Here is a 17,999-nt window from a genome sequence, read left to right as displayed (position 1 = left end):
TATAAATACGCATAGGCACGACATCCTTTTTCACTTTCTCTAACTCATGGACACCACCGTTGAAACGTAGTCTGCTTTTTTCTGCCGCGCTGTGTGCGGCGTCATTGACATCTGTCCAGGCGGCACAGCCTATAACCGATCCGGTCTTCGCCTCTGATATCGTTGATCGTTATGCCGACCATATATTTTACGGCAGTGGTGCTACGGGGATGGCGCTCGTGGTGATTGATGGTAATCAGCGTGTATTTCGCAGTTTTGGTGAAACACGCCCCGGCAATAATGTTCACCCGCAACTGGATTCCGTAATCCGCATTGCCTCAATTACCAAATTAATGACCAGCGAAATGCTGGTGAAATTACTCGATCAAGGCACGGTCAAACTCAACGATCCATTGAGTAAATATGCACCACCTGGCGCACGCGTACCCACTTATCAAGGAACACCAATTACGCTGGTGAATCTGGCGACACATACCAGCGCACTACCGCGCGAACAGCCAGGCGGGGCAGCCAAACGGCCGGTGTTTGTCTGGCCAACCCGCGAGCAGCGCTGGAGCTATCTCTCAACGGCTACGCTTAAAGCCGCGCCAGGATCGCAGGCTTCTTATTCCAACCTGGCGTTTGATCTGCTGGCCGATGCGCTGGGTACCGCGTCAGGTAAGCCTTATCCGCAGCTGTTTGAAGAAAAAATCACCCGCCCGCTGGGGATGAAAGACACCACCTTTACGCCGTCCCCCGATCAGTGTCGACGCCTGATGGTCGCGGAAAAAGGTGCCAGCCCTTGTAACAATACTCTGGCAGCGATGGGTAGCGGCGGCGTTTATTCAACGCCTGGCGATATGATGCGCTGGATGCAGCAGTATCTCTCTTCTGACTTTTATCATCGTAGCCAGCAGGCCGACCGGATGCAGACGCTGATTTACCAGCGTACACAGTTAACTAAAGTGGTGGGAATGGACGTTCCAGGCAGAGCCGATGCGCTTGGTTTGGGCTGGGTCTACATGGCGCCGAAGAATGGCAGACCGGGAATTATTCAAAAAACCGGTGGCGGCGGTGGCTTCATTACCTATATGGCGATGATCCCACAGCAAAACGTTGGGGCATTTGTCGTAGTGACGCGCTCTCCGCTGACCCGTTTTACCAATATGAGCGACGGTATCAACGAACTGGTTGCAGAATTGAGCGGGTACAAGCCACAGGTCATTCCTGCATCCTGATTCAATACTCAAAAGGCAAACGGTTAATGCACACCAGTTTGCCTTTATTCATTTCAATGTAACCGCCTTTGCGCAATGCCGCGAGAACCTCAGCGACAACCGAGCGTGAAATTCGTGTGCGTTGGTGAATATAGTTCATAACTCCAATGCGTGAACGAAGGGCTTCATCCCATTTCGTCATAGAGATCAATGTCGCGCGGATCTGATCGTAGGAGTTGTTGCCGATCAACTGCAGATCGCGTAATTCAAGCATGGAGTTTTGCCATGCCAACCAACAAAAAGCTTCACGCCAAAGCTGGCACTCTTCAATTATATTAATTGTTTGCGAGGCAGGTAGATGGTATCCCGTACAATCGCTTTCTGTGATTAATCTGTATTGTATATCTGTTTTTATCACACCATCTGAAAGCCCCATAATAAACGGTGCCTGCGCAATACCGACCAGCACATTCTCCCCTCGCCTCAGGGAAATTACACCATTTAAAATGATAAAGGTATCGTCACTGTTTATATCACTGGAATAAATTATTTCTTTATCGTTATCACACTCAAAGTGTTTGCCATATTTTGACAAACATTTATCAAGCTTACCAAATTCCACAAGCGGTTTATTTGCAGACAACATTTGGGCATTCCTTGCAATAAATGCCCGTCAAATCCGTGACGGGCATTTTTCTGAGTTAGATTATCTTTTCTTTAACAACAAGAGATGTCTTACCAGGTATATTTAACACCAACATTTGCAGACCAGTCTTGATCAACATCGCCACCACCGAGGTAGTTAGCATCGGTGTATGCGCTGAAGTTTTTGGTAAAGCTGAACTGAGTACCCAGTCCAACACGTACCGCAGAACCTTCTACACCGTTGTCGATAGAGTCGCCGTTTACGTCAGAATCGTTGTTAGAGTCATCGTAAACGTAGGCCAATTTGAAGTACGGGGTCAGCGCCTGGTCGTCGCTGTAGGCGAAGGTATAACCTGCATCTACACCGAGTTCATAGCGCATGCTGTCATAAGACTGACCATCAACTTTCATGTCGTTGCTCAGCTTATAATCATCACCAGACTGGAACAGACCGGATACGCTGCCGTATGGCGTTACGTAACCTGCATCACCCAGCTTCAGGTCATAACCCAGTTTCAGGCCAAAGCCCCAGGCGTCAGATGAGGTGCTGCCATCAACATACTGACCGTTGCTCATGTTAGCAGTCAAATCGTTGTTGAAGTGAGAGTAGCTTAAGTTACCGTCAACAAAGATGTTGTTGGCAAAGTGAGCAGAAGAGTAGATGTAGGCAGTCTGGCTATCCTGATCCACCTGACCGGTACGGTCGCTCATATCACCTTTCGCGAAGCCTGCTGCAGCACCGACAATCCACTTAGCGTTGTTACCATCAATTTTGGAATCAACACCGACCATGATGCCGTTAACATCCTGATCGTAGTTAATGGTGCCATTATCTGCATCGAAGCTACCACCGAAGTAGCTAACCCATGCACCACCGTTATCAACCAGACCATGACGCGCGTTAGTCAGACGAGTACCAACGGTATCTTGTTCCAGGTTCCAGATATTGGTGTTAGCAGACGGAATGCTCAGCGCCATGTTCGCGTAGTCTGTCAGTTCCATCTGCTGCAGAACAACGGTGTTACCCTGCTGCTGTGCCTGATAGGTGTAAGCACCCAGGTCAGCTTTGTTGGCTGCAGAGAAGGTCGCAGTGCTGTTCGCGTCGTTAACGTAGACCAGCTCGTTACCTTTGTAATCCGCAACAGAACCTGCGCCAGTCGCGTTGTCGATACGGACTTTATAGTTACCGGTTGCCGCGGCTACATGGTCACCATAGTTATCAACTTCAGACTGATCGCCTGAGGTGTCGGAATCGCCGTTACCGTTGATAGTCAGATGACCATCAGAGTTCATCGCGATCACGCCATAACCGTAGTTAGACTGAGATTCATCGTTAGTGCGATCGTTGGTCAAGTCAGCATCCAGCACATAGTTGTTGCTGTTGATGTCGAAAACACCCGCGTTAACATGGTTATAAGCGTCGGTGTAGCTGGTCAGATTCAGGGTATCAACCTGCAGCGCATTACCGGTACTGTTACCCACATCCAGAACACCGTTGTTGGTGACGTTAATGGTGTTTGCATACAGCGCAGCACTACCTACACTCCAGCCAGCAGATACGTCGTCAGCAATCGTTACAGTACTGTTGTCGATAGACAGAGTATCTGTTGCAACATGACCATCTTCGTTGATGTTCAGTGCAGAACCACCGGTCAGGCCAATAGTGTCGGAGATCAGGATAGAATCACCCACGTTGACAACCGAACCGCTGTTAATGCTCAGGGTGTCGATCAGAGATGTTTTGGTGGTATCCCACTGTGAACCCGTATTCAGGGTCACATTGAACAGGCCGCTCTGGTAGACAGCGTTGCCAACTACATGACCATTTTCGTCATAAGAAGTTGTGTCGCTATCAATACCGTAGGTTGAATCCGGCCACAGGCTGTTAGCGGTGATGTCGATCAGAGTAGCGGTGGCTTCAGTGCCTGCAGCGTAGCTGTCATAAACTCCGTCACCATCGGTGTCAACCTGGTGCACAGACATTGCCGCACCGACCCACTTACTGCCATTGTTCAGGGTCAGATCCAGACGGTCAGTACCGTCTCAACCATTGGTATCCAGGTCAGCATCGGTATCACGATAAGTGTCAGCACCGTTCGGGAAGAAGTTCTCATCGAAGTTGCTGGAGAACAGCACGTCACCCATCAGCGTGGAATTATCAAACGTGGCAGTGGTCTGCATCGCGTTATCCGCATCCGGATGTGCAATAACCGCTAATGCAATATCGTCAGCGTTCCAGCCATTACCGTTGTAGTCGCTTGCATTGCTGGTGTTACCAAACCAGCCGGTGGTACCTTCGTCAGACCATGAGCCAGAGGTCACGGTAGAATCGCTGACAGCGATAGTGTTGTTAAATACTTCACTGCTGTTTACGCCAGTGCTGACGGTATTATCGTCAATATCTGCCCACTCGTAACCCTGAGTCAGGGTAATGCCAGCGACGTGAGAGTTGGCGGAGATAGACAGATCAACTTCTTGATCCAGCGTGATAGCCGTACCCAGGTTATAAACGTCGACAACGTGCGTGTCAGCTGCGTCATTATACGTACCGTTGTAGGTATAATGTTCGTAGTTGTCATCGATAGTTGAGTTGATGACGTTCATCGCCAGGCGATCATAGTAATAGTCAGTACCCGTACGGTTAGTACAATCCGTGGTCATACATTCGGATGTCACCATACCGTGAATGGTGCTGTTTTTAATGGTCAGGCTGTTGTTATTGGTGTTAGTAGACAGCCCATCATCCAGATAATAAGTAGAAATAACGCCGTTGACAGTGGCGTTATTGATTACCGGATAAATATCACCGTTATAAATACTATCGGTATCGTAATTGTTCCAACCGACATATCCATCATAATAGACGCCATCCGCATAAGATGCGTCATTATAATGAGCAAACGTTGTGTAGGTGGTCCCAGAGATATCAGTTGAAGCATTCGCCTGAGAAGTGATTGCCAAAGTGCAGGCTAATGCTAATTGTGATACTACAAGCTTCTTTTTCCAAGTGTGCATTTGTCATCCCTCCTCAGGGACGTAATATAGTTGATCCATCAATTATCAATGCAAAGAAAACATTTTATGTTTCGCGGGAAGGATTATGCGGTTTCACAAAGGAAAGGTTCAATTATTCTTTGGCTTAAGTCCGATTACGGACAATAGACATGCAAATTATTCGAAACAGCAAACAAACGTAAAAATCATTTCTATTTTAGACAGTTACAGGCAAAGACACTGGCAAAACAATATATTAAATTTATGATTAACTTAAAAATCAAACGTCAGCAAATAAATACCGTTAAATCCCGCCACTTAATTAAAAATTAAACTAAACTAAATTCACCATAAAACTAATCACTATTTAAAATAGTCATAATTGCAAAAATAGAGATAATACATAATACCACGCATTGATAACATCACCATAACCTCGGCATAACGCCAACTTTCGTAAACCCCTCGCCCTCAGGTTCGGGTATACTACGGCCTTCGATTCCACAAACATCAGGCATACCATGACAGACCTAATCCAACGCCCTCGTCGCCTGCGCAAATCCCCTGCGCTACGCGCTATGTTTGAAGAGACAACACTCAGCTTAAATGACCTGGTGTTGCCGATCTTTGTTGAAGAAGAACTCGACGATTACAAAGCTATCGACGCCATGCCCGGCGTGATGCGCATTCCAGAGAAACACCTGGCGCGCGAAATCGAACGTATTGCTAATGCCGGTATCCGCTCGGTCATGACCTTCGGGATTTCTCATCACACCGATGAGACCGGCAGCGATGCCTGGAAAGAAGACGGTCTGGTGGCGCGCATGTCGCGTATCTGTAAGCAGACCGTACCAGAAATGATCGTCATGTCCGACACCTGTTTCTGTGAATACACCTCGCACGGTCACTGCGGCGTATTATGCGAACACGGCGTTGATAACGACTTAACCCTTGCTAACCTCGGCAAACAGGCAGTCGTTGCCGCAGCAGCGGGCGCAGATTTCATCGCCCCTTCCGCCGCAATGGACGGCCAGGTACAGGCGATTCGCCAGGCGCTGGACGCCGCGGGCTTCACCGATACTGCGATCATGTCCTACTCCACCAAGTTTGCCTCTTCTTTCTACGGCCCGTTCCGTGAAGCCGCAGGCACGGCGCTGAAAGGCGATCGTAAAACGTATCAAATGAACCCGATGAATCGCCGTGAAGCGATTCGCGAATCGCTGCTGGATGAAGCCCAGGGAGCAGACTGCCTGATGGTGAAACCGGCAGGCGCGTATCTCGATATTCTGCGTGATATCCGCGAGCGCACCGAGCTTCCGATTGGCGCTTATCAGGTCAGCGGTGAATACGCGATGATCAAATTTGCGGCGATGGCAGGTGCAATAGATGAAGAGAAAGTGGTTCTGGAAAGCTTAGGCTCGATCAAACGCGCTGGCGCGGATCTGATCTTCAGCTACTTCGCACTGGATCTGGCTGAGAAAAAAATCCTGCGCTAATCACATTGTTGCCGGATGGCGGTTTCGCTTTATCCGGCCTACAGATCGTAGGCCCGGTAAGTCAATCGCCGCCGGCAATCATCCCGCCCGATAAAACGGCTTGTCTCCCAAAATTGTCGCCCGGTGCATAATGCGCCTCTGTGGCAGATAATCCGCATTCGCATAATGCTGCGTCACGCGATTATCCCAAATCGCCACATCGTTGGGCTGCCAACGCCAGCGCACCTGAAACTCCGGTTTAGTGATATGCGCGAATAAAAAACTCAGTAACGCCTCGCTCTCTTTTTCCGTGACATCGACAATTCGCGTGGTAAATCCTTCATTCACGAATAGCGCCTGCTTCCCGCTCACCGGATGCGTACGCACCACCGGATGCAACAGGGGCGGATGCTTCGCCACCGCTTCCAGCCAGCGCTGATGCTCCTCTGGCGTCTTGCGGTATTTATAGTCCTGAAATGATTTACGAAAATCATGTTCTGCCCGCAGGCCGCTCAGCAACTGGCGAAACGGCTCAGACAACGCATCATAAGCGGCAATCCCACTGGTCCACAGGGTGTCTCCCCCGGTCGATGGCAGCTCTTTTGCAGCCAGAATCGCCCCGGCAGGCGGCGTGTCAATAAAGGTGACATCGGTGTGCCAGTTGTCGTTATCCGGCGGATTGTCGTTATGAGTATCCAGTACGATAATCTCTTCTACCCCTTCGGTATGCGGATAGACCGGGTGAATATGCAGATCGCCGAAACGCAACGCCAGTGCGCGCTGCTGTTGCGGCGTAATCACCTGCTCACGCAGGAACACCACCTGGTGGCGCAGTACCGCGTGATAAAGCTGTTCAAACTGATTATCGCTCAGCGGACGCGTTAAATCCGCACCAGTGATTTGTGCGCCAATATACGGCCCCAGCGGGGTAATGCTCAAACGTTCACTCATTGTACTTCTCCATGCCAGGGCGTCAGGCGACGCTGAATCGCGCGCAGACCCAGTTCTAAAATAAATGCGATAACGGCAATGACCGCGATCCCTGCCAGCACCACATCCGTTGCCAGAAACTCACCGGCTGACTGCACCATAAATCCTAACCCTCGCGTGGCCGCGATCAGTTCAGCTGCCACCAGCGTCGACCAACCCACGCCAAGCCCAATGCGTAACCCGGTGAGGATCTCCGGTAATGCCCCCGGCAAAATAACAAACCACAGCACCTGCTTACGGCTGGCCCCCAGCGAGTGCGCGGCGCGCACTCTCACCTGCTGCGCACTTTTCACCCCCGCCAGCGCCGACATCGCCACAGGGGCGAAAATCGCCAGATAGATCAGCAGGATCTTGGAAGTTTCACCGATGCCAAACCAAATGACCATCAGCGGTAAATAGGCCAGGGGAGGAACCGGACGATACAGTTCAATGATCGGATCGAGAATGCCGCGCATCGTAGGACTCAGCCCCATCGCGATCCCAACCGGAACGCCCAGCAGCACCGCCGCCAGCAGCGCGATAACAATACGCGTCAGACTCGCCGCCAGATGCTGCCACAGCGTGGCATCCATAAACCCTTGCGGCCCGGCAATGACGAGCAGCTTTTGTAAAACCTGTCCCGGTGGCGGTAAAAACAACGGACTGATTAACTGCAGCGCCGCCACCGTCCACCACACCGCCAGAATGACGGCCAGCGTACCGAGGCTTAAGGTAATCTGTCGCGAAAACGGCCAACGCCAGTTCAGCACCCGCTGGCGACGGGGTTTATCATTAATCACCACGCTCATGAGAATGCCTCCCGTTGTTCAAAGACACGACCTAACACGTACTCGCGCATGGCGATAAACTGCGGATCGGACTTAATGCTGCGGCTCGACTCTCCGGCCACAAAGCGACGGGCGAAATTGAGCGGCAGACGTTCCAGTACCCGGCCAGGGCCTGGGGACAGCAATACCAGTTCTGTCGCCATAAATACTGCTTCTTCAATATCGTGGGTAATCAGCAGCACCTGTTTGCCGGTCTCATGCCACAGCTTCAGCAGCAGGGTATGCATCTGCTCGCGAGTAAAGGCGTCGAGCGCGCCAAAAGGTTCATCCAGCAGCAACAGCTGCGGATTGGCCGCCAGCGCCCGCGCAATGCCGACGCGCTGACGTTGCCCACCGGAAAGTTGCCAGATAAAGCGTTTTCCCGCGCCCTCCAGCCCGACTTTCTGCAACATATCCAGGGCAATACGCTGGCGCAGCTGCTTGTCCACGCCCGCCAGTTGCAGACCAAAAGCCACGTTGTCCTGCACGTTACGCCAGGGCAGCAGACCTTCATTCTGGAAAACGACCCCGCGATCTGCCCCCGGGCCATCAACCCTGTTACCCGCCAGCGTGATGCTGCCATGCTGATACGGCACAAACCCGGCAATCAGATTTAACAGCGTGGTTTTCCCGCAACCGGAAGGCCCGAGTACCACCAGCAGTTCACCACTATCGAGCGTCAGGTTGATATCCTCCAGCGCCGGTTTTCCACCGTAGCTGGCGGCAAGATGAGAGATTTGCAGCATCATCGCCTCCTTATTTATTGCACGAAGCGATCGGTAACGTACTGGCTGTAATCTGTCGCGACAGCGGGGACTTTGCCCTGCTCTTTAAGGAACTGCGCGGTGTCGATAATCGCTTTGTTCACCGGGCCGGTTAGCTCAGCGGTTTGCTGTTGCGGTGTCAGGTAAGTGTTACCTTTCACCAGCCCCGGTACATCCGCCTCCGGTACGCCGCTCAAACGCGACAGTTTGCTGATATTCTCCGGCTGCTTCAGCCATTCATCAGGATTAGCGATATAAGGCTGCTGGGCATCGATAGCGCTTTTGGCAAAGGCTTTCACCACCTCAGGATGCTTCTCGGCAAAATCTTTGCGCACCACCCACACGTCAAGCGTCGGTGCTCCCCACTCGCCAACCTGTGAGGAGTCCGTTAACACCTTACCGTCTTTTTCCAACGCATTGACCGCAGGTGCCCAGACATACGCACCATCAATATCTCCGCGCTGCCATGCGGCAATAATCGCCGGTGGTTGCAGGTTCACAATCTCCACCTGGCCGGGTTTAATCCCCCAATGTTTCAACGCCGCCAGCAGGCTGTAATGGGTGGTGGAAATAAACGGCACGGCAATGCGTTTGCCAATCAAATCTTCCGGTTTACTGATGTTTTTCTTCACCACCAGCGCTTCAGAATTGCCGAGCTTTGATGCCAGTAGGAAAACCTCAATAGGCACCTGCTGGCTGGCAGCGACCGCCAGCGGGCTGGAGCCAAGATTACCGATCTGCACATCACCGGATGCCAGCGCACGAACGATGCTCGCGCCGCTGTCGAATTTGCGCCAGTCAACGGTCGCCCCGCTCTCTTTGGCAAAGGTGTTGTCCGCCTGCGCCACTTTGGCAGGTTCGGCGGAGGTCTGATAAGCAACAGTGACGTTCACCGCCTGCGCCTGAAATGCGATGAATGCCAGTGCGGCAAGAAGTGCGTTACGCGATGAAATAGCCATGATTGTCTGCTCCCCTGTCTTGTTATGGAGGCAGTATTTCGTTGCGGCACAATTTGATAAAGGAATTAAAAATTCTGGTTAATAGCGATCTGTTTTTAGAAAAAAAGCGGCAATAGTTAGCTATTTCGCTCATTACAGAACGTAGGCCGGATAAGGCGATTGCGCCGCCATCCGGCAATCAATGCCTGATGCGCTTATCAGGCCTACACTCGCTGTAAATTATTGCGATTTTGTTACATTCGTTACATATCCGCGCCACGGTGATTGCCAGCGCGGTGCTGGCAGGCATCATAGAGACCATTGTCAGGCAAGAGAGCAATATCATGATTCATGTTGTGCTGGTGGATGACCATGTGGTGGTGCGTTCCGGCTTTGCGCAATTACTCAGTCTCGAAGACGATCTTAACGTTACCGGTCAGTACAGCAGCGCAGCGGAGGCCTGGTCTGCACTTCTGCATGATGACGTCAGCGTCGCGGTAATGGATATCGCCATGCCGGATGAAAATGGTCTGAGCCTGTTAAAACGACTGCGGGCGCAAAAGCCCGGTTTTCGCGCCATCATTCTCAGCATTTATGACTCGCCCACGTTTGTGCAAAGCGCGCTGGACGCTGGTGCCAGCGGTTACCTGACCAAACGCTGCGGCCCGGAAGAACTGGTGCAGGCAGTACGCTCGGTAGGTATGGGCGGTCATTACCTGTGCGCCGATGCTTTACGGGCACTACGCGGCGGCGAGCAGCCCGCGCAGGTCCTGGAAGTTCTGACCCCGCGCGAGCGTGAAGTGTTTGATCTGTTGGTCAAAGGCGACAGCGTAAAAGAGATCGCCTTCAAGCTCGACCTCAGCCACAAGACGGTGCACGTTCATCGGGCGAACGTGCTGGGCAAACTGCAATGCCACAGCACCATCGATCTGGTGCATTTTGCCCTCGACCACCAGCTATTAACGGGGCATTAATGTCGCGTAACCTTCGGCATTGGGTTATTTCTCTGTTTATTCTGCTGGCCTGGGGATCGGGCTGGCTGATGCTGTGGACGCTGGGGTTTTACCTGACCCACAACGGCCAGCAGGCGGCGCTATTTCTGCCGCACGGCGTCTATCTCGCGCTGTTAATCCTGCTGTCGCGCCGTTACTGGCCCGCGCTGGTTCTGCCGCCGGTGTTGATGTTGCTCTGGCTGCACAGCGAGCAATTACTGAATGGCTATATCCTGCTGGCTGCACCATTAATTAGCCTGATTCCGGCGAGCATCGGCCAGTCATACTGGCACCGCTTTCCCCTTTACTGGCAACGCTTAACGCTGCTGCTGGCCGCCGTAACGCTCACCTCATTGCTCAATACCGCCCTGCTTTCACCGTTTATCCAGAGCCCGGCAACGTTGATAGGTCTGGCGTCGTTTACCGGCGGCGTGCTGCTGACGCCGTTTGTCTATCTGATCTATGAATTTTTGCGCCAGCAGCACCGCTATCATCTGCTCGGACTGGATACCACCAATCCCCCACTGCGCACCTCGCTTATCATCTGGTGTAGCCTGTTTTTTATTATTGGCATCGGTACTCAGATGGTGCTGTCGCCGGAGATCGAGCGCCTGTTGCTGATCGTGGTGTTCTTACCTAACGTGGTGATGGCGTGGAAATTTGGCTGGCAGGGCGGCGTGTTGTCAGGATTGCTCGGCAGTATGATGATCACCATCGCCCGGCAAATCGGCGTCGGGTTCAGTAATTTACTGGAGCTGGAGATTTTCCTCGCTACCCAGGCGCTGCTCGGCATCGGGCTGGGGATCGCCATCAGCCGCCAGCAGCATCTGGCGCAAAATTTGCACCATTATCGCCAGCGTCTGGAAACCGAACTGGCGGCGCGTCGCGCGCTGACCGAACAGCTGATCCGCACCGAAGAAAACACGCGCAAAAGCCTGGCGCGGGAACTGCACGACGAAATTGGTCAGAACATCACCGCCATTCAAATTCAGTCGCAACTGGTCAAACGCGCGCCAGGCCCTGAGCAAACGCTCGAAGCGGCAAATCAGATCAACAACCTGGCCCGGCGTATTCACCACTCGACCCGCCAGCTACTTCGTCAGCTGCGCCCACCCGCGCTCGATGAACTGTCTTTTAAAGATGCACTACATCATCTGGTGAATGAATTTGCTTTTGCTGAGCGGGGTATTCGCTGCCGCTTTGATTATCAGCTAGAGAATACGCCAGAAAACGAAACGGTGCGCTTCACGCTGTATCGCCTGTTGCAGGAGTTACTCAATAACGTATGCAAACATGCCGATGCCAGCGATGTGTCGATTACGCTGCGCCAGCGGGAACATTGCTTGTTTCTGGACGTCGCTGACAACGGCGTTGGTATTCTGCCAGAAAAAATCCCCGGTTTCGGTATCCAGGGGATGCGTGAACGGGTGAGCGCCCTTGGCGGTGAACTGACGCTCGAATCAAACAACGGCACGCGGGTAATTGTTAACCTGCCCACAAATTTGCAACAAACCAGCCGCTAACCAGGAAAAAGTCTTAGTCACTGCGGACTTTCTCTCATCCCCTTTTGCTTTCACTTTCCTATAGTCAGCACAAACGGAGACTGCCATGCATACACGCTCAGCCAGCGAAACAGACCAACAATACCGGGCGCTACGCCCCCGGCTGCTGATGTGTATGGTAATTGGTTACGCCGCGTTTTATCTGACGCGCAAAAGCGTTAACTACGTCCTCCCGGCGCTGCAAACGGATCTGGGTCTGGATAAAGGCGATATCGGCCTGCTTGGGTCACTGTTTTATCTGACCTATGGTTTGTCGAAATTTACCGCTGGGCTGTGGCACGACAGCCACGGACAGCGCGCATTTATGGGAATTGGCCTGTTTGCTACCGGCGTTTTAAACGTGCTGTTCGCCTTTGGGGAATCGCTGACGCTGCTGCTGGTGGTCTGGACGCTGAACGGATTTTTTCAGGGCTGGGGCTGGCCGCCCTGTGCCCGACTACTGACCCACTGGTACTCGCGCAACGAACGTGGCTTCTGGTGGGGCTGCTGGAATATGTCGATCAATATCGGTGGCGCCATTATCCCGCTGATTAGCGCTTTTGCCGCCCACTGGTGGGGCTGGCAGGCAGCCATGCTGGCACCGGGGATAATCAGCATGACATTGGGAATCTGGCTCACCCTGCAATTGAAAGGCACGCCCCAGGAAGAAGGATTACCCACGGTTGGGGAATGGCGGCATGACCCGCTGGAGCTACGCCAGGAGCAGCAAAGCCCGCCGATGGGGCTGTGGCAAATGTTGCGCACCACCATGCTGAAAAACCCGATGATCTGGTTGCTCGGTGTGTCGTATGTATTGGTCTACTTGATCCGCATTGCGCTCAACGACTGGGGCAACATCTGGCTGACGGAAAGCCACGGCGTGAATCTGCTCAGCGCCAATGCCACGGTGATGCTGTTTGAAGTTGGCGGCTTGCTGGGGGCGCTGTTTGCCGGATGGGGATCGGATCTGCTGTTCAGCGGTCAGCGTGCGCCGATGATTTTGCTGTTCACGCTGGGGCTGATGGTTTCCGTCGCCGCACTGTGGCTGGCCCCGGTGCACCACTACGCGCTACTGGCAGTGTGTTTCTTTACCGTGGGCTTTTTTGTGTTTGGCCCACAAATGCTAATTGGCCTCGCAGCCGTTGAATGCGGACACAAAGCAGCGGCAGGTTCAATTACCGGTTTTCTCGGGCTTTTCGCCTATCTGGGGGCCACGCTGGCGGGTTGGCCGCTGTCGTTGGTCATAGAACATTACGGCTGGTCGGGAATGTTCAGTTTGCTCTCGGTTGCCGCTGTCTTTATGGGTTTATTGCTGATGCCGTTGCTCATTGCGGGCATTACCCCTTCTCTCAGTCAAAGGATAAAACAATGAAACTGACGCTTACCTCTACCCTGATTGCTTCCGCTCTGACGCTGGCGGCCTTCAGCAACGCAGCCCAGGCGCAGGGCCGTCTGGTGGTGTATTGCAGCGCCACCAACGAGATGTGCGAAACCGAAACCAAAGCCTTCGGTGAAAAATATGATGTGAAAACCTCATTCATTCGCAACGGCTCGGGCAGTACGCTGGCGAAAGTGGATGCAGAGAAGAAAAACCCGCAGGCGGATGTGTGGTACGGCGGTACGCTGGATCCACAATCTCAGGCCGGTGAAATGGGTCTGCTACAGCCGTATAAATCACCAAACCTCGAACAGATCATGGAGAAATTCCGCGATCCCGCAAAGGTCAAAGGTAACCTCTCTTCGGCGGTTTACGTCGGTATTCTGGGCTTTGGCGTTAATACCCAGCGCCTGAAAGAGAAAAACCTGCCGGTGCCAAAATGCTGGAAGGATCTGACCAAACCGGAATACAAGGGCGAAATCCAGATTGCTGACCCGCAAAGCTCCGGTACCGCCTACACCGCGCTGGCGACCTTTGCTCAACTGTGGGGCGAAGATCAGGCCTTTGATTACCTGAAACAGCTCAACGCCAACGTCTCTCAATACACCAAATCCGGCATTGCCCCGGCGCGTAACGCTGCCCGCGGTGAAACGGCTATCGGCATCGGCTTCCTGCACGACTACTCGCTGGAAAAAGAACAGGGCGCACCGCTGGAACTGATTTCTCCATGCGAAGGCACCGGTTATGAAATCGGCGGCGTCAGCATCCTGAAAGGTGCGCGCAACGTCGACAATGCCAAACTGTTCGTTGACTGGGTGCTGTCAAAAGACGCGCAGGAGCTGGCGTGGAAGAAAGGCAAATCCTATCAGATCCTGACCAACACCACCGCCGAGACCTCCCCTAACTCGCTGAAGCTCGACGACCTGAAGCTTATCAATTACGACATGGATAAGTACGGCTCGACTGACGTACGTAAGGCGTTGATCAATAAGTGGGTTAGCGAAGTTAAGATGGGTAAATAAGCCCACGTTGCGTTCATTTGCCGGGTGCGGCGTAAACGCCTTACCCGGCCTACATTACCGGAAACGCTATGTCACACACACTTGCACTCCATCCCGTGAAAAAACGGGATGCGATATTTCTTTGGGTTTTGCTCGGCTGGCTGGCGTTTGCCCTGCTGCCGAGCTGGAGCCTGGACTACGGTCTGCTGGAGTCAACGCGGGAAGAAATACTCGCCGCCTACGGCTGGTCGCAGTTCAATATCAGTTGGCTGTGGTATCTGCTGCCAAGTCTGCTGCTGGTGCGCCCATTCCATGAAGCCAGGCGCGAACAGCGCAGCCGCCATTATCTTGACGCGGGTTGGGCATTTTTCTGTATGGCCTTTATTGTCGCCAGCGCCACCCTTGAGGGTCGCGGCTTAGGCTATGCCACCATCGTGCTGTTTGTGGCGCTTGGCGCAATCATGACCCTGGCGCTCACCCGCCTCGAATGGCTGGGCGGTGACCGTTTCGTCATCGGCTCGCTTACCGCGATTGTCGCGCTGATCGGTATTTTTATCGTCTGGCCAAGCATCGCCATTTTCATTCCGATGTTCACCAACGACGCCGGGGAATTTGCCCCGCTGGCATTTATGAATGTGCTGTCGCAGGCGCATATCATTCAGGTGATCCTCAACTCGATTATGCTGTCGATTGCCGTCGGCGTCGGCTGTACCTTCTTTGGTCTGGTACTGGCTATCTACACCACCCGTATCGCCAGACGCAGCGCCATAATCGGACGTATCTTCTCGATTCTGCCGATCGTCACTCCGCCGTTTGTCGTCGGTTTAGGCGTCACGCTGATGATGGGACGCTCCGGTTACATCACCGAGTTTATGGTCGAATGGTTTGGTTTAACCAACACCAACTGGCTGTATGGCTTTACCGGCATCTGGCTGGCGCAGGTTCTGGCCTTTACGCCGATGGCGTTTATGATCCTCGACGGAGCAATCAAAACCATTCATCCGTCGCTGGAAGAAGCGTCATACACCCTGCGTGCCAGCCGCTGGCAGACCTTTAACGGCGTGTTTGTCCCGCTGCTGAAACCCGCACTGGCGAACGCTTTTTTAATCGTAGTGGTGCAGTCACTGGCCGACTTTAGTAACCCGCTGGTGCTCGGCGGTAACTTCGACGTGCTGGCAACGCAAATCTACTTCTACATCACCGGTTCGCAGCTCGACTACCAGGCCGCCAGTACGTTGGGAGCCTTCCTGCTGCTGTTCTCGCTGCTGGTATTCTGCGTGCAGTATATGTGGATTGGTAAACGCTCATACGTCACCGTTTCCGGCAAATCCTACCGGGGCGACGTACAGCCGTTGCCTGTGACGCTGGTATGGAGCGTGGTCGCACTGCTGGCAGTGTGGATTGCCTTTAACGCCCTGCTCTACGGCAGCATTTTCTACGGCAGTTTCACCGTCAACTGGGGCGTGGACTACACCCTGACGCTGGCGAACTTTACCAAACTGTTCGGTCAGGGGATGAGCGACGGCGCGTGGCCTTCACTGCTCGACACCCTGCTCTACGCCGGGATTGCCGCGCCGATCACCGCGATCTTCGGCCTGCTGATCGCATGGATCGTGGTGCGCCAGCAGTTTAAAGGCAAGAAGACCATCGAGTTCACCACCATGCTGTGCTTTGCCGTTCCGGGCACCGTCGCGGGCGTGTCGTACATTCTGGCCTTTAACAGCGCTCCGGTGTACCTCACCGGCACCGCAGCCATCGTCATTATCTCAATGGTGATGCGTAACGTCCCGGTCGGTATCCGCGCAGGCATCGCGGGCTTAGGCCAAATCGATAAATCGCTCGATGAAGCCTCGCTCAGCCTGCGCGCCGGTTCGCTGCGGACCATTACGCATATCCTGCTGCCGCTGCTGCGCCCGGCGATCCTTTCGGCGCTGATTTACAGCTTTGTGCGCGCCATTACCACCGTTAGCGCCATCGTGTTCCTCGTCACGCCGGATACCCGCGTAGCGACGGCCTACATCCTGAACCGCGTGGAAGATGGCGAATACGGTGTAGCGATTGCCTACGGTTCCATTCTGATCGTGGTGATGCTGGCGATTATTTTCATCTTTGACTGGCTGATCGGCGAATCACGTACCTCCCGTTCAAAAGCCAAAAACCAGGCGTAATGGAGCGCACTATGACTCAGAAAAATTTCGTTGAACTGCGCAACGTCACTAAACGATTTGGCAGTAATACGGTAATCGACAATATCAACCTCACCATCCCGCAGGGGCAAATGGTAACCCTGCTCGGCCCGTCCGGCTGCGGCAAAACCACCATTTTGCGCCTGGTTGCCGGGCTGGAAAAACCGAGCGAAGGGCAAATTTTCATTGATGGCGAAGACGTCACCCATCGCTCTATTCAGCAGCGCGATATCTGCATGGTGTTTCAGTCCTATGCCCTGTTCCCGCATATGTCGCTGGGAGAGAACGTCGGTTATGGCCTGAAAATGCTCGGCGTACCGCGCGCAGAGCTGAAAGCCCGCATCAAAGAGGCGCTGGCGATGGTGGATCTGGAAGGATTCGAAGACCGCTTTGTCGACCAGATCTCCGGCGGTCAGCAGCAGCGCGTGGCGCTGGCCCGCGCGCTAATCCTCAAGCCGAAAGTGCTGCTGTTTGATGAGCCGTTGAGTAACCTCGACGCCAACCTGCGTCGCAGCATGCGCGACAAGATCCGCGAGCTGCAAAAGCAGTTTGATATCACCTCGCTGTACGTCACCCACGATCAGAGCGAAGCCTTTGCGGTTTCTGATACCGTGCTGGTGATGAACAAGGGACACATCATGCAGATCGGCTCACCGCAGGATCTTTACCGCCAGCCCGCCTCCCGCTTTATGGCGAGCTTTATGGGCGATGCCAACCTGTTCCCGGCTACCTTCAGCGACAGATACGTTGATATCTACGGCTATCATCTGCCGCGTCCGCTGCACTTTGGTACACAGGGTGAAGGGATGGTCGGTGTGCGCCCGGAAGCGATCACGCTCAGCGATCGCGGCGAGGAGAGCCAGCGCTGCGTGATCCGCCATGTCGCCTATATGGGGCCGCAGTATGAAGTGACGGTGGAATGGCACGGGCAGGAGATTTTATTGCAGGTCAACGCTACGCGCCTGCAACCGGACGTCGGCGAACAGTATTATCTCGAAATCCATCCGTACGGCATGTTTGTTCTGGCGGATGCGGCATAACGTTTTGTGGCTTTGTAAGCCGGATAAGGCGCTTGTGCCGCCATCCGGCAATG

General features: G+C 53.5%; 13 protein-coding genes and 1 pseudogene. 8 read left to right on the top strand and 6 right to left on the bottom strand.

Annotated elements, in window-relative coordinates:
• Positions 1-59 precede the first annotated feature (59 nt).
• Positions 60-1,217 carry a D-alanyl-D-alanine-carboxypeptidase/endopeptidase AmpH gene (gene ampH, locus OGX89_RS17655; protein WP_003830945.1) on the top strand — a complete coding sequence of 386 codons (1,158 nt, stop codon included), beginning with the start codon at positions 60-62 and terminating at the stop codon, positions 1,215-1,217.
• 1 nt (position 1,218) lies between these two features.
• Here the strand turns inward: ampH and iprA are convergent, their stop codons facing one another.
• Both iprA and ehaB read right to left on the bottom strand, forming a co-directional pair.
• Complete coding sequence (iprA, locus tag OGX89_RS17650) at positions 1,219-1,842, bottom strand: hydrogen peroxide resistance inhibitor IprA (protein ID WP_003830944.1); 624 nt, start codon at positions 1,840-1,842, stop codon at positions 1,219-1,221.
• 89 nt (positions 1,843-1,931) lie between these two features.
• A pseudogene (gene ehaB / locus OGX89_RS17645) lies at positions 1,932-4,856 on the bottom strand (autotransporter adhesin EhaB).
• A 500-nt stretch (positions 4,857-5,356) separates the two neighbouring features.
• On the opposite strand from ehaB, the gene hemB reads away from it, so the two are divergent.
• On the top strand, positions 5,357-6,331 hold the full coding sequence (gene hemB / locus OGX89_RS17640) for a porphobilinogen synthase (RefSeq protein ID WP_003830941.1): 975 nt from the start codon (positions 5,357-5,359) through the stop codon (positions 6,329-6,331).
• A 78-nt stretch (positions 6,332-6,409) separates the two neighbouring features.
• On the opposite strand, the gene tauD is transcribed toward hemB, so the two are convergent.
• The 4 genes from tauD to tauA are packed head-to-tail and all read right to left on the bottom strand — an operon-like array spanning position 6,410 to position 9,829.
• Positions 6,410-7,261: a taurine dioxygenase gene (tauD, locus tag OGX89_RS17635; RefSeq protein WP_126955937.1), complete on the bottom strand. Its 852-nt coding sequence runs from the start codon at positions 7,259-7,261 to the stop codon at positions 6,410-6,412.
• Positions 7,258-8,088: a taurine ABC transporter permease TauC gene (gene tauC / locus OGX89_RS17630; protein ID WP_126955938.1), complete on the bottom strand. Its 831-nt coding sequence runs from the start codon at positions 8,086-8,088 to the stop codon at positions 7,258-7,260. The genes tauD and tauC overlap by 4 nt, the downstream gene beginning before the upstream one ends.
• Positions 8,085-8,852 (bottom strand): taurine ABC transporter ATP-binding subunit, encoded by a 768-nt coding sequence (gene tauB / locus OGX89_RS17625; RefSeq protein WP_126955939.1) that lies wholly within the window; start codon positions 8,850-8,852, stop codon positions 8,085-8,087. Before tauB ends, tauC begins: the two co-directional genes overlap by 4 nt.
• 14 nt (positions 8,853-8,866) lie before the next feature.
• The gene (gene tauA, locus OGX89_RS17620; protein WP_003830936.1) at positions 8,867-9,829 is read right to left on the bottom strand and encodes a taurine ABC transporter substrate-binding protein; all 963 of its coding nucleotides are present in this window, start codon (positions 9,827-9,829) and stop codon (positions 8,867-8,869) included.
• A gap of 323 nt (positions 9,830-10,152) precedes the next feature.
• Here tauA and OGX89_RS17615 point away from each other — a divergent pair, with 323 nt between their 5' ends.
• The 6 genes from OGX89_RS17615 to fbpC all read left to right on the top strand — a co-directional run bounded on the left by OGX89_RS17615 (position 10,153) and on the right by fbpC (position 17,946).
• Positions 10,153-10,782, top strand: coding sequence for a response regulator transcription factor (locus OGX89_RS17615; protein ID WP_003830935.1), 630 nt, complete (start codon positions 10,153-10,155; stop codon positions 10,780-10,782).
• Positions 10,782-12,323, top strand: coding sequence for an MASE1 domain-containing sensor histidine kinase (locus OGX89_RS17610; RefSeq protein WP_126955940.1), 1,542 nt, complete (start codon positions 10,782-10,784; stop codon positions 12,321-12,323). The genes OGX89_RS17615 and OGX89_RS17610 overlap by 1 nt, the downstream gene beginning before the upstream one ends.
• Before the next feature lie 85 nt (positions 12,324-12,408).
• Entirely contained in the window at positions 12,409-13,713 is a 1,305-nt protein-coding gene (uhpC, locus tag OGX89_RS17605; protein ID WP_126955941.1) for an MFS transporter family glucose-6-phosphate receptor UhpC, read from the top strand.
• Positions 13,710-14,741: an ABC transporter substrate-binding protein gene (locus tag OGX89_RS17600; RefSeq protein WP_003830932.1), complete on the top strand. Its 1,032-nt coding sequence runs from the start codon at positions 13,710-13,712 to the stop codon at positions 14,739-14,741. The genes uhpC and OGX89_RS17600 overlap by 4 nt, the downstream gene beginning before the upstream one ends.
• Before the next feature lie 68 nt (positions 14,742-14,809).
• A complete protein-coding gene (locus tag OGX89_RS17595) occupies positions 14,810-16,888 on the top strand; it encodes an ABC transporter permease (RefSeq protein WP_008783887.1) in 2,079 nt (692 codons plus the stop codon).
• Between the two features lie 11 nt (positions 16,889-16,899).
• Positions 16,900-17,946 (top strand): ferric ABC transporter ATP-binding protein, encoded by a 1,047-nt coding sequence (fbpC, locus tag OGX89_RS17590; protein ID WP_126955942.1) that lies wholly within the window; start codon positions 16,900-16,902, stop codon positions 17,944-17,946.
• Positions 17,947-17,999: the final 53 nt, after the last annotated feature.

It is taken from the genome of Citrobacter sp. Cpo103 (assembly GCF_030332605.1).
Classification (GTDB): Bacteria; Pseudomonadota; Gammaproteobacteria; order Enterobacterales; family Enterobacteriaceae; genus Citrobacter; species Citrobacter portucalensis.
This window is presented reverse-complemented; position numbering and strand designations above follow the sequence as displayed.

What these genes read in the sequence shown, in the direction of transcription:
- iprA (WP_003830944.1), bottom strand. Translation starts at nt 1,842, where the DNA reads ATGTTGTCTGCAAATAAACCGCTTGTGGAATTTGGTAAGCTTGATAAA.
- hemB (WP_003830941.1), top strand. Translation starts at nt 5,357, where the DNA reads ATGACAGACCTAATCCAACGCCCTCGTCGCCTGCGCAAATCCCCTGCG.
- tauD (WP_126955937.1), bottom strand. Translation starts at nt 7,261, where the DNA reads ATGAGTGAACGTTTGAGCATTACCCCGCTGGGGCCGTATATTGGCGCA.
- tauC (WP_126955938.1), bottom strand. Translation starts at nt 8,088, where the DNA reads ATGAGCGTGGTGATTAATGATAAACCCCGTCGCCAGCGGGTGCTGAAC.
- tauB (WP_126955939.1), bottom strand. Translation starts at nt 8,852, where the DNA reads ATGCTGCAAATCTCTCATCTTGCCGCCAGCTACGGTGGAAAACCGGCG.
- tauA (WP_003830936.1), bottom strand. Translation starts at nt 9,829, where the DNA reads ATGGCTATTTCATCGCGTAACGCACTTCTTGCCGCACTGGCATTCATC.
- OGX89_RS17615 (WP_003830935.1), top strand. Translation starts at nt 10,153, where the DNA reads ATGATTCATGTTGTGCTGGTGGATGACCATGTGGTGGTGCGTTCCGGC.
- OGX89_RS17610 (WP_126955940.1), top strand. Translation starts at nt 10,782, where the DNA reads ATGTCGCGTAACCTTCGGCATTGGGTTATTTCTCTGTTTATTCTGCTG.
- uhpC (WP_126955941.1), top strand. Translation starts at nt 12,409, where the DNA reads ATGCATACACGCTCAGCCAGCGAAACAGACCAACAATACCGGGCGCTA.
- OGX89_RS17600 (WP_003830932.1), top strand. Translation starts at nt 13,710, where the DNA reads ATGAAACTGACGCTTACCTCTACCCTGATTGCTTCCGCTCTGACGCTG.
- OGX89_RS17595 (WP_008783887.1), top strand. Translation starts at nt 14,810, where the DNA reads ATGTCACACACACTTGCACTCCATCCCGTGAAAAAACGGGATGCGATA.
- fbpC (WP_126955942.1), top strand. Translation starts at nt 16,900, where the DNA reads ATGACTCAGAAAAATTTCGTTGAACTGCGCAACGTCACTAAACGATTT.